The organism is Flavobacterium geliluteum (genome assembly GCF_017948595.1).
GTDB classification, from domain to species: domain Bacteria; phylum Bacteroidota; class Bacteroidia; order Flavobacteriales; family Flavobacteriaceae; genus Flavobacterium; species Flavobacterium flavipigmentatum.
The window spans coordinates 1-12832 of sequence record NZ_JAGFBV010000049.1 but is presented as its reverse complement, the minus strand read 5'-3'; the positions used below and the strand labels follow the sequence as shown (position 1 = coordinate 12832).

Here is a 12832-nt window from a genome sequence, read left to right as displayed (position 1 = left end):
AAACAAAAAATTGATATAATTTTGTCTTTACAAAGCATTGGTGAGGTTTATTGGTTCGCAAAACAAATTTACTAAACCTCTGCTTTGTTTTTTATACTATAGAAACTAGCAACTTGAATTAATTAAATTTCGCAAGCAAATCTAAATTATTTATTTGAAATAATTTTACGCGATTATTTATTTTACTTTCTGCTATAATAGGCTTATCAATTGAATCACAAAGTTATTCATACAAATCACTACAGTACAAGCAATAAGTGACACAGTCAAAAATCTTCGCATATTACACTACTTAAAAACAAGTATTTATACGTAATATTTTATTTATACAATATGAAGAAGCCTTCATCTTTAAATTCTGAGATAATATTAGAATCTAAACTTTTATTTTTTTATGAGTTGTAATAAAATGATTTTATTTTCTTTTGCGTTTAAGTGCTATCACTCCCAACATTTAATATATTTACCTAATTTTGTTTAATCGGTTTACGATATCCACCTTTTTCAAATCCTTTTCATATCATACAAAAGATCGCGTTTAAACTAAAAAGGAATATTAATTTATAATTTGTTTCAATTTAAAATATTCTACTTATTATTTTCATGATCTAATTTGAAACACTAAGGTAAGATAAAAGTATTTAAGGCTTACTAAAAAACTAAAAACGAAAGAGACGACCAACAGGTCGTCTCTTTTTCTATTCAATAATTAAAATTTTATATTCTTGTTCAGTTTGTTACGTCGCTATTTTATAAAAACACCTAATCTGTAACACTACCTAAATTTATAAAAATCTAAGCTGTATAAAGCAAACTTGTAGCACCTAATAAAGCTGCGATTTCATTATCTGTCGAAACAGAAACGGTTACATTGCTTCCTGCTTCTTTTATTTTTTTGATGAAAACCGGCAAGAAAAACTCACTGGCATTTGCAATTTTTCCTCCAATAATAAAACTATCGGCAGAGAAATTCTCTAACCACGGAATCACAATTGCGGCTAAATCTTCTCCCATTTCTTCAAATACTTTCATTGCTATTTGATCTTCGGCTTTAGCCAGATTAAAAAGCTCTAAACCATTGTTGAGTTTTTTTCCGCTTAAAGCAAAATAACTAGCTATAAGTCCGCGTGCCGAAACGTAATCTTCGGCAATTCCTTCTTTGTATGGAAGATCGTATATTTCGCCATCTTTTGGTACTAAATCTCCAATACTAATCGATTCTCCTTTGTCAATAAAACAAGCTCCAAGTCCTGTACCTAATGTGATCGCCATTACTTTTTTAGAAAGATTATCAGAGTCTCTAAAAACTTCTCCTTTACCAAAACAAACGGCATCGTTTTCAAAAAGAATTGGAAAATCTGCAGAAAGATTCAGTTTATTCTGAAATAAATCCCGAACGTTCAAACCATAAAAATGCTCGTATTTAGATTGCCCTTTGATCCAACAAACACCCGCAGTATAATCGAATGGTCCTGGCATACAAACGGCTAAACCTGTAGTCTTTTCTACTTTAGAATTCTCTATAGAAGTGCGAATTGCTTTTTCCCAAATAGTCATCACTTCTGCAACTGGCAAATTAGAATCAAATGACTCTTTGTGCAACGAAAAATCAATCATTTTCATCGCTACTATATCGATAATCGCTGCTGTAATATGTGTGCCTCCAATATCCAATCCAACGGCATATTCTGTATTCATTCTTTTATTTTTTGAATCCTTAAGAAATTTTTAAAAAAGCAACGTAACTTAATTAAAATACTTTCTTAGTAGATTATTTTTTAGTTTTTTACTATTAAATATTTTTATCCTTTAAAATTTCAGGATAGTGAATGCTGGTATGAACAATCATTTCTCCAAATAATGTATTGGCCCAGGCAAACCATTTTCGGGTAAATTTGGTTACATCATCTTTATGGAAAGACTCATGCATAAATCCGGTATCGGCATTTGTTTTGATCAAATTACTGATACACGCTTTTATTTCTGTTTCATCAACACTTGTAATTGCTCGTAAAACAATACTCATAGGCCAGATCGTATCGGTTCCCGTATGTGGTCCGCCAACGCCCTCGCCTGCTTTTCCTTTATAGAAAAACGGATTATTTTCTGAAAGCACAACTTTTCTGGTATTCAAATAAAGTGGACTATCCGGTTCAATTGCTCCTAAATAAGGTAATGACAATAACGAAGGAACATTGGCATCATCCATCATGTGGAAACTTCCGTATCCGTTGACTTCAAAAGCAATGATTTTTCCGAATTTCGGATGTTCGATGATTCCGTTTTCTTCTAATCCTTTCTGAACTTGTCCTTGTAATTCTTTTGCTTTAGCTACTAAATTATCATCTTTTAATGCTGGTAAAGAGAAAATCTCCTGAAGATACCCAAGTACTTCAATAGCAAACATATTACTCGGAATTAAATATCCGAACAGCGTACTGTCGTCACTTGGTCTAAAAGTCGAAACGATTAATCCGCATGGTTTTACGGGATAACCATAACCACCTAGAGGCACACCATCAGTTGCCCAACCCGTTACTCTCTGGAAATTATAAGGCCCTTTATCCGTCCAGCGTTGTTGCTCTTTGAAAGTCTGTAAGACCAAAAGCATTGCTTCTTTCCACTTACTGTCGAATAAACTAATATCTCCAGTTTCCTTCCAATATCCGTGTGCCAATCGTATTGGGTAACATAAACTATCGATCTCCCATTTGCGCTCGTGAATTCCGGGCTGCATTTTGGTCATGTCGTTTTTCCATTCACTTACCTGATTAAAATCTTTGTAAAAAGCATTTGCATAAGGATCTAGTAAAATACATTTTGCCTGACGATTGATTACTCCTTTTACCAATTCGGCAAGTTTTTTATCTTCTTTGACAAACGGAATATACGGCCATATTTGTGCTGTACTATCGCGCAACCACATTGCATCAATATCACCCGTAATTACATACGTATCTGGTTTTCCGTCGATGATTTCAAAATCTACGGTGGTATCTAATGTGTTTGGGAAACAATTTTCGAACAACCACGCCAATTCTGGATTTGCGATTTGTTTTTTGATTCTTACAATTACAGCTTCGACTGCTTTACTAGTAAATTTTCGTTCGGCTAATGGAGGTCTTTTACTCACAAAATCTTTAATCGAAAAATTAAAAGTATCTGATTTCATTGCAAAAACATCGGTCTGAAGTGCCAGTAATCCTGCTGAAAAAATCCCTGTGTTTTTTATAAATTTTCTACGTGATTGCATAGTTTTATTTTGAAGTTGAATATGAATATGGATAGGCGCTTGCAGAAGTTCCTCTTTGTAAATTAGGGGAACTAATCATATCAAAATTTAATTCGCCACCTTTTAATACATCAAAATGATTGATATAATTCTTTGTAAATATTACATTATCCCATTTTAATTCCTGAACATATTTGCTCGTTTCTGAATTATTTGGAGCATTTATGACCAGTTGTTTCCCGTTTTCTAATTGTAAAGTAAGTTTCTTAAATAATGGCGCTCCAAGAACATACTCTTCTGTTCCAGGACAAACTGGGTAAAATCCCATTGCCGAGAAAACATACCATGCCGATGTTTGCCCGTTATCTTCGTCTCCGCAATAACCGTCTGGCGTTGGTTTGTACAAACGATTCATTACTTCTCTTGACCAATATTGTGTTTTCCAAGGTTCTCCTGCATAATTATACAAATAAATCATGTGCTGAATAGGCTGATTTCCGTGTGCATATTGTCCCATATTCATGATTTGCATTTCACGTATTTCGTGAATAACGGATCCGTAATAACTATCATCAAAAACTGGTGGAGTCGTAAAAACAGCGTCTAATTTTGCGGTGAAATTTTTCTCGCCGCCCATTAAATCAATCAAACCATGTACATCATGAAAAACACTCCAGCTGTAATGCATCGCATTCCCTTCAGTAAACGCATCGCCCCATTTAAATGGATTAAAATTTTTCGGAAAGCTTCCGTCTTTATTTCTGCCACTCATAAAACCAATTTCAGGATTATAAAGATTTTTATAATTCATCATTCGCTTTTCGTATAAACTAATTTCTTTTTTAGGACGGTTTAAAGCTTTTGCCAATTTCCAGATCGTGAAATCATCATAAGCATATTCTAATGTTCTTGCTGCATTTTCATTGATTTTCACATCATAAGGAACATACCCTAAAGTGTTATAATATTCTACTCCTTTTCGTCCTACGGCTTCAAGTGGACCTTCATTATTGGCTCCGTGCAGCAACGCTTCGTATAATTTATTGATATCATAACCACGTAAACCTTTGATATAGGCATCAGCAACTACAGATGCCGAGTTATTACCAACCATTACATTTCTAAACCCAGGGCTTGACCATTCTGGCAAGAAACCGCCTTCTTTATAATCGTTAATTAATCCTTCCTGCATTTCTTTATTTATCGAAGGATAAACTAAATTCAACAAAGGATATAAGGCTCTAAAAGTGTCCCAAAATCCAGTTCCTGCAAACATATAACCTGGCAAAACTTGTCCGTTATAAGGGCTATAATGTACAATTTCGCCTTTTGCATTTACTTCATATTGCTTTTGCGGAAAACAAGCGGTGCGGTATAAACAAGAATAAAATGTTTTTAATTGTTCATCGGTTCCACCTTCAGCGGTTAATTTTCCAAGAACTTTATTCCATTCTTTTTTAGATTCGGCTACGGTTTCATTAAAAGAAGATGCTCCTAATTCATTCTTCAAATTCAATTCGGCTTGTTCAGAGCTAATAAATGAAGACGAAACTTTTACGTTTACTATTTCTCCTTTTTTTGTTTTAAAACCAACAACTGCACCTACATGATTGTCTTTTAATTCTAATTTGTCTTTTTCTAAAACTTTATCATGCCATGTATAATTTGTCGCAAATGGTTTATCGAATTGTAATACGAAATAGTTTTTGAAATTCTCTGGAACTCCTCCACTGTTGCGGGTTGTGTAACCAATAATTTTATTTTCTGATGGAATAATTTTTATATAAGAACCTTTATCAAAAGCATCGATTACAATAGAAGATTGCTCATTTTCAGGGAATGTAATTTGAAAATGTGCTGCTCTTTCGGTTGCAGTAATTTCGGTCGTTACATCATAATCGGCAAGATATACGCTGTAATAATACGGTTTCGAAACCTCCGCTTTGTGGCTGAACCAACTTGCTCTTTCTGTTTCGTCAAAAACTAATTTTCCCGTTACAGGCATAATCGAAAACTGTCCGTAATCATTCATCCAGGGCGAAGGTTGATGTGTTTGTTTGAATCCTCTGATTTTTTCAGCCGTATAAATATAAGCCCAACCGTCGCCCATTTTACCGGTTTGTGGCGTCCAGAAATTCATTCCCCATGGTCGACAAATGGCCGGATAGGTATTTCCATTTGAAAGACTATGCAAAGATTGGGTTCCCATCAAAGGATTTACATATTCTACAGGATCCAAATTTTTGACTTGTGCATTTACAAAAACGCAACATTGCATTATCCCTAAAAAAATTAAACTTTTTATTTTCATATTTATATGGCTTTACGCTTTAAGCTGTAGGCTATAAGCTTTAAACTGTGAGTATATACTCTAAACTTGTATTAATATATACCTACAAGGTTTTGAAAACCTTGCAGGAAACTGAAAGTTCCTACTTCTTAAATCTAAAACGGTCTATCTTCCTTTTTCACTCCAAATGTTGTCGATGGTTTGTTCCCCATATACAATTTCAACTCTCCGCCTTTTACAATCATATCATGAGTGATGAAGGATTTTGTATACGGTTTTCCGTTGTATTCCGCTTTTTGAATATAGATATTTGTTTTGCTATTGTTTACGGCATTCAATCTAAATGAAACTCCTTCTTTATAATGTACACTGGCCGAATTTACTAGCGGACTTCCCAAAACATAAATTCCATTTGCTGGGTTAACCGAATAAAATCCCATTGAGGAGAAAACATACCAAGCCGACATCTGCCCTAAATCCTCGTTTCCGCAAAGTCCGTCTGGTTTTGTAGAATAAAATTTATCATCGATTTCACGAATTAGCTTTGCTGTTTTCCAAGGTTGTCCTGCAAAAGCATAAAGATAAGGAATATGATGATTTGGCTCATTTCCTTGTGCATATTGACCGATTAAACCACTAATATCTGGAGAAACTTCTTCACCTTCGACTTTGTCTGTTAGTAAGAAAAGTGAATCTAATTTGGCCAAAAATTTATCTTCGCTTCCAAATAAATCAATTAAACCATAAGGGTCGTGAGGAGCAAGCCATGTATATTGCCACGCATTTCCCTCTACATAATCATCTTTACGATGCGCCGATGAAAGCGGATTAAATGGTGTTCTCCAATTTCCATCCGTTAATTTTCCTCTCATGAAAGTGGTTTCTTTATCGAAATATAACTTGTACAAATTGGCTCTTTTGGTAAAATAATTATAATCATCCGTTTTGCCTAAAGACTTTGCCATTTGAGCTACACAATAATCATCTATGGCATATTCTAAAGCATTTCCAACGGATTCCAGCATTTTATCGGCTGGAATATATTCTAATTTTTGTACATAATCCATTCCATCACGCGTTTGCATCGCAGTTTTTTTGATGGCTTCGTATGCCAATGCGGTATCATAATCTCTATAGCCTTTTAAGTAAGCGTCTGCAATAACAGCGATAGAGTGATTACCATTCATAGTATTGGTTTCATTGCCCATTAAGTGCCAAACTGGTAATCGGCCTTGTTGCTCGTAGATTGCTAAAAATGATTTTACAATATCATTGATTTTATCTGGCTGTATGATGGTGTATAAAGGATGAAGTGCGCGATACGTATCCCAAAGAGAAAAAGTGGTGTAGTTGGTGAAATTTGCTTTTTCGTATACTTTTTTATCTGTTCCTCTATAATCTCCGTTTGCATCATTAAAAATTGATGGCGCAAACATGGTATGATACATTGCAGTATAAAAAACTTTCATCGTTTTATCGTCTGCTTTGATCTGAATTTTATTCAATTCTTTGTTCCATTTTGAAGTCGCTTCTTTTGCTACAGCATTAAAATCCCAATTCGGAATTTCGGCTTTAATATTCGCGGAAGCGTTCTCATAACTTACTGGAGAAATTCCAACTTTTACCAAAACCTGTTTGTTTTTTAAAGCAGTAAAATCAAGAACTGCTTTCAATTTTAAGCCTTCACCTTCAATTCCTTTTACTACAGTTTTATCATCATATAGGATAATATTTGAAATTGGTTCAGAAAATTCCATCGTAAAAAAGATACGCTGATCAGCTGCCCAACCTGCAGAATATCTGTATCCAACCAAAGTGGTTTCATTTATTTTTTTGATGAAAGTTTTTACGGGTTTGTCCCATCCTATTCCGTCTGCTAAATCTAATAATATGTGATTATCAGTAGCAGAATTGAAAGTATATTTATGAAAACCTACTCTTTCGCTAGCGGTTAGCTCAGCTTTAATTTTATATTTATCAAGCAAAACACTATAATATCCTGGCTTGGTAACTTCATTTTCATGTGAAAAATAAGAGCCATAACCCGTGATCATATCTTCTTTTGTTCCTTTGATAAGGGGTACTTTTCCCGAGACTGGCAATAACAAAATATCATTTAAATCACCAATTCCAGTTCCGCTTAAATGCGTGTGTGTAAACCCTAAAATTGTGTTACTCGCATAATTGTATCCGCTGCACCAATCCCAGCCTTCAAAAACATTTACGGGTCCTAATTGTACTGCGCCAAAAGGTACATTCGCACCCACAAATACGTGTCCGTGTCCCGCTGATCCTATAAACGGATTTACATATTGGGTATAATCTGAGCTTGTTTGTTTTGCTTTCTTTTCCTGCGAAATTACAGGATTAGCAAAAAATAAGTTTAAAGCTAAGATTCCGATAAAAGCTATTTTGTTGTATTTTATAAACATATTCTATTTTTTTATTTTACTAGCGTCAATGACCACGGATGGCAAGGGTTAATCAGATTTATACGGATTTTAAAAAAATTAATCGCACAGCGCACAATGACTTACACAAGATTCATAAAGTTTTCACTTTGAACCGTTGAGCCTTTGCTTCTTTGAACCTTTACTTGTACCTTCCTAAAACATCATATAGAGAATAAACTCTAACCTCTGGCTTTACTATTTTACCTTCGAAGGAAATTGTTTTTTCTTCACCAGCTTTCAAATCCATATAATTATCGCTCCATTTTCCTGTATATCCTTTTATAGAAACATTGACATATTTAGCGAATTTTGACGCTTTTAAAATCAGTTTATTTCCTTTTACTTCCCAAGTGATTTTTGGGTCTTCAAGTTTTAAATCTATCGGACGTGTCAAATCAATTTCGGGAGTTTTATCATCCCGATAGGCTTCCTTCATGGCATACCAAGCTGCTTTGGGCTGTCGGTCATAATAATCGGTTACACTCCAACTTGCTACTGGCCAGCAATCGTTCAATTGCCAAACTAATGTTCCCATATTGTACGGCGCTTTTGAACGATGGATTCCTATAATATTTTTCAAAGAATAATACTGCAAACATTGTGTGAGATAGGTATAATCCTCAACGCTCATGTTTTTTATTTTTTCTGATTTAATGAAATAGCGATTCAAATAGGAATCTAATTTCATGAACCCTTTCCCCGCTTTTTGATGTGCCTCTAAAATATCAGAATACAAATATCGATCTTCAGGCAAAGTAAATTTTTCGATAGAAGAATAGGTTGGCATTGCCTGCATTCCGTATTCGCTCACAAAACGCCCGGTTTTTTTCTGTACAGCTTCAACATCTTCTAGTCCCCACCAAGTTCCCCAATAATGGCTGTCTCCTTCTGTTATGCTTTTTTCTTTGGACCAATGAAATAATGGAGATGAGCTAATATATGGTCGCTTAGTATCTACTTCTTTTACCCATTTTGGAATACTATCCTGAAATAAACGAACATAATCTTTCCATAATTTAGTTGAATCCTGCTTGGACATTTTCATGCTTTTCTGCCATCCCCAATCTTTAAAGGCTTCATCGATTTCATTGTTTCCACACCACAAAACAATACTTTTATGATGACGTAAGCGTTTTACCTGATACTGAACTTCTTTTTTTACATTATCAAAAAAAGCATCATCTCCCGGCACCATTGTTCCTGCAAACATAAAATCCTGCCAAACATAGATTCCGTTTTTATCGCATAAATCGTAGAAGTAATCGTCTTCGTATATTCCTCCACCCCAAACGCGAAGCATATTCATATTGGCATCTTTGGCCATGCCTATTACTTTTTCGTATTCTTTTTTGGTCACTCTTGAAAGAAATGCATCTGACGGAATATAATTTGCCCCTTTCATATAAACCGGTTTTCCATCTATTTTAAAATAGAATGTTTTACCAAGATTATCAGGTTCTTGTACCAGTTCTATTTTGCGATCGAGCACATATGGTTTTTCAGGAGTTTTTTCGTCATAAGCTTCTAATCGAGGTGTTTTCCAAATTCCGCAAGTCGTAAATTTTGGTCCCCAATCCCAGCCAAAATGGTATTGCGCTTTACGTACATAAGCGCGCGGATTATCTGGAATTACAAATGGTAAATCTTTTTTGGCAAGCGAATCGACTACATTTTGTGCCGATTGAAATACTATTACCAAATCATTATTTCCTGATTTGATAATTCTCTTTACATCTACGCGCCATTGACGAAACATATTATCGGCTTTTAAAACCAACTGATTGTTTAAGTAGACCGTTACATAAGTATCTAATCCATCAAAAACTAATTCTGCATTTTTTTTACTAAGTGTAGCAGAACTTACATGAAAAGTGGTTTTGTATTCCCAATCTTTCTTTTCGATCCAAACTAACTTTTTTTCATTGTCTCTAAAAAAGGGATCGGGTATTAATTTATTGTTTAATAAATCTGTATGTATTTCTCCCGGAACTGTTGCAGGATACCATTTTGCCGTTTTAGTTTCGCGATATTCCCAACCTTTTTGTATCGCAATATTTTGAGCAATTGCCGTAAATGACAAAAAGGCAAAACAAACACATAAAAACCAGTACCTCTTTTTTGTATACTTCATTGTAACTGAATAATAAATATATTTTTATAGTTTGGCAGTTGGAGAAGGAAAATTGATTTTTACCAGTATCCCCCTTTCCTTCTCTTTAGGTTTTTATTATAGAATAAAAGTAACTAACAGAATATCCAGAAATGATTTCCCCTTTTTACGGCTGCCTAACTTAATTGTAGATTGTAGATTCTATTGATACTTGAAAAAATTAAAAACATACATCACTTTATAAGTTCTTTTATAAATAATTCCATCTTTTTCAGCAAAAGCAATTTTATCTTTTACGAAAAAAAGGGGTTTAAAAACATCTGAACGTTTTTCTGACATAAACTTTTAATTTAATGTAAATCAAAATAGAAAATAAGCCGGGTGACAGGTATAGCACCCGACTTACTTAAAACTAATCTAACCAAATTAATTATTGTTTATCCCACCAAATTCTAGTTGTCATTAAATCCAACCCTTGACGTGAAATTGCTTCTTTATAATTAGCCGCATTGGTAATCAATTCTGACTGATCATAAATTAATCTTCTTGGTACCGTTCCTTTTGTTTCTCCCGTAGGATCATTTACAGGAACGATAGACGGATATCCTGTTCTTCTATATTCTGAAAATGCTTCAAAACCGTTGAACAACAATACTACCCATTTTTGAGTAATGATTTGCTCGATTTTTTCAGCTTCTGTTCCAGCCGTTTTAAAAGGGTGAGCGGCAATATAGGTGTTGTATTCAGTTGTTGAAACTGCTGGTACTTTATCTCCAAAAATAGTTAAGATATTCATTGCTGCTTTTACTCCATCTTCATAATGTGTTTGAGCGGATCCGCCAACATTCCAGCCTTTTACAGCTGCTTCTGCTAATATAAATTTTACCTCAGCATAAGACAGCATTAAAGTAGGGGCATCTAAACGCAAAACAGTAGACGTATTAGGATCTGAGAACATTTTTTTGTCTCCTCCTGGAAATTCTTTTGCATCATTTGCAAGACCTTGCTGACTTGCTGGCGAGTTGTCTCCTGTAGCTTCTAACTTTGCATAGATTCTCAAACGAGGATCATTGTTGTTTTTCAGAAAATCAATATATGTTTTACTGAATTTTACATTTCCATCTCCTCCGTTCAAATCATTTCTAACCCATGAAGAAGTGATTGGGTTTGTTTTAACTCCTTGTGGACCTGCATCATGTTTTAAAACAAGGCTATCATCATTTGATGTAAAAACTCCTTTTGCAACAGCTTTTTCAACATATTGCTTTGCTTTTGCAGGATTTACTTTTGATAAACGCATTGCAACTCTCAACATTAAAGAATTTGCTAGTTTTTTCCATTTAGCAACATCACTTTGGTAGTACAAATCGGCGTTACCTACAAACGGTTTATTAGCATCTAAAGCATCACCAGCTTCATCTAATTCTTTTAAAAGATCATTATAGATCGCTTCTTGTGTGTCGTATTTTGGAGAAAAAACATTTCCGTTATATCCTTTTCCTGCTTCGAAATAAGGAATTTCACCATAAGTATCTGTTAGTTTTTGAAACATGAATACTTTCATGATTCTTAGAGACTGAATCATATTTGCATTTTCTGGTGTATCTTTTACAACAGAAAGTAACTGAAAAATCTGATTCAATCCTTTACCGTATGATTCTCCAAAAAGAGAACCTGAATATTCAGAAGAATAGGTATATTTTGAACTAGGACCTCCTAATGAAGAAAATTGCTGTACGATTTGAGCTGCATAATAATTATTCCCCCTAGTATTAGAAAAATCTTGTCCATCTACATAAATCTCAGCAAGTGTAAACATTGATTTTACAGCTGGATCTGTCAAAGCATTTGGATTCGTATTCATTTCCTCGAATCCCTTATCGCATGAAGTTAATGTCATTGCACCAACAATTGCGATACAAAATATTTTTATAAATTTATTTTTCATTTTTTAATTATTAAAATTTGACATTCAGCGTTACACCATAATTTCTTGTCAAAGGCATAGAGGCTCTTTCAAGACCTTGTGCATTACTATTTGAATAGTTTGACTCTGGGTCAATGTTAGGCACTTTATCATAAATTGTCCATAAATTATGTGCAGAAAACGCTAAACTGATGGATTGAAAAGGCGTTTTTGACAAATATGTTTTTGGAAAATTATAGCTAAAAGAAACGGCTCTTAACTTCACAAAATCAGCATCATATACAAAATTTGATGTTACATCGCTGTAACTTCTCCAGTAATCATAAGCCGAAACAGTTGTGTTTACCGGATTACCACTTACATCTGTACCTGATACGGCGATTCCTCCTTCACGACCTGGAAGTGTAATTTCAGACAATCCGTAACGCGCTCCTAACTGGTTTGTCGCCGAATATATTTCTCCTCCAAATTTAGCATCTACAAAGATTGAAAGTGTGAAATTTTTATAAGAAAAATCATTTGTAAGTCCCATAGATGTTGGAGCAACACCTTGTCCGGCAATAATTAAATTTCCTCTCATGAATCTACCATTTGTATCGATTACAATATTTCCTTGTGCATCTCTTAAATAATCATAAGCTTTAATTACTCCAAACGGCTGTCCTTTTTCTAAAACTACAGAGGCTGGAGTTACTACATTTACTGGGACATAAATTTTAAGACTGTTTAAATAAAAATAAATATCTTAGAATTATGAAAAAACGAGTTTACAGTGCTGAGTTTAAATCATCAGCAGTACGATTAAGTTACGAGCGGGAAA

At 34.3% G+C, this 12832-nt stretch carries 7 protein-coding genes; all 7 read right to left on the bottom strand.

Annotated elements, in window-relative coordinates; translation table 11 throughout:
• Nucleotides 1-795: 795 nt before the first annotated feature.
• The 7 genes from J3495_RS18610 to J3495_RS18580 all read right to left on the bottom strand — a co-directional run bounded on the left by J3495_RS18610 (nucleotide 796) and on the right by J3495_RS18580 (nucleotide 12592).
• On the bottom strand, nucleotides 796-1698 hold the full coding sequence (locus J3495_RS18610; RefSeq protein WP_210668433.1) for an ROK family protein: 903 nt from the start codon (nucleotides 1696-1698) through the stop codon (nucleotides 796-798).
• A 94-nt stretch (nucleotides 1699-1792) separates the two neighbouring features.
• Nucleotides 1793-3253 (bottom strand): glycoside hydrolase family 125 protein, encoded by a 1461-nt coding sequence (locus J3495_RS18605; RefSeq protein ID WP_210668431.1) that lies wholly within the window; start codon nucleotides 3251-3253, stop codon nucleotides 1793-1795.
• 4 nt (nucleotides 3254-3257) lie between these two features.
• Entirely contained in the window at nucleotides 3258-5543 is a 2286-nt protein-coding gene (locus tag J3495_RS18600; RefSeq protein WP_210668429.1) for a GH92 family glycosyl hydrolase, read from the bottom strand.
• 134 nt (nucleotides 5544-5677) lie between these two features.
• Nucleotides 5678-7954 (bottom strand): GH92 family glycosyl hydrolase, encoded by a 2277-nt coding sequence (locus J3495_RS18595; RefSeq protein ID WP_210668426.1) that lies wholly within the window; start codon nucleotides 7952-7954, stop codon nucleotides 5678-5680.
• Between the two features lie 160 nt (nucleotides 7955-8114).
• Complete coding sequence (locus J3495_RS18590; RefSeq protein ID WP_210668424.1) at nucleotides 8115-10106, bottom strand: beta-mannosidase; 1992 nt, start codon at nucleotides 10104-10106, stop codon at nucleotides 8115-8117.
• 409 nt (nucleotides 10107-10515) lie between these two features.
• The gene (locus J3495_RS18585; protein WP_210668422.1) at nucleotides 10516-12033 is read right to left on the bottom strand and encodes a SusD/RagB family nutrient-binding outer membrane lipoprotein; all 1518 of its coding nucleotides are present in this window, start codon (nucleotides 12031-12033) and stop codon (nucleotides 10516-10518) included.
• Nucleotides 12034-12043: 10 nt separating this feature from the next.
• Nucleotides 12044-12592 (bottom strand): hypothetical protein, encoded by a 549-nt coding sequence (locus J3495_RS18580; RefSeq protein WP_236025507.1) that lies wholly within the window; start codon nucleotides 12590-12592, stop codon nucleotides 12044-12046.
• Nucleotides 12593-12832: the final 240 nt, after the last annotated feature.

Coding starts and splice junctions, on each gene's coding strand:
- J3495_RS18605 (WP_210668431.1), bottom strand. CDS start 3,253: ATGCAATCACGTAGAAAATTTATAAAAAACACAGGGATTTTTTCAGCA.
- J3495_RS18595 (WP_210668426.1), bottom strand. CDS start 7,954: ATGTTTATAAAATACAACAAAATAGCTTTTATCGGAATCTTAGCTTTA.
- J3495_RS18600 (WP_210668429.1), bottom strand. CDS start 5,543: ATGAAAATAAAAAGTTTAATTTTTTTAGGGATAATGCAATGTTGCGTT.
- J3495_RS18585 (WP_210668422.1), bottom strand. CDS start 12,033: ATGAAAAATAAATTTATAAAAATATTTTGTATCGCAATTGTTGGTGCA.
- J3495_RS18580 (WP_236025507.1), bottom strand. CDS start 12,592: ATGAGAGGAAATTTAATTATTGCCGGACAAGGTGTTGCTCCAACATCT.
- J3495_RS18610 (WP_210668433.1), bottom strand. CDS start 1,698: ATGAATACAGAATATGCCGTTGGATTGGATATTGGAGGCACACATATT.
- J3495_RS18590 (WP_210668424.1), bottom strand. CDS start 10,106: ATGAAGTATACAAAAAAGAGGTACTGGTTTTTATGTGTTTGTTTTGCC.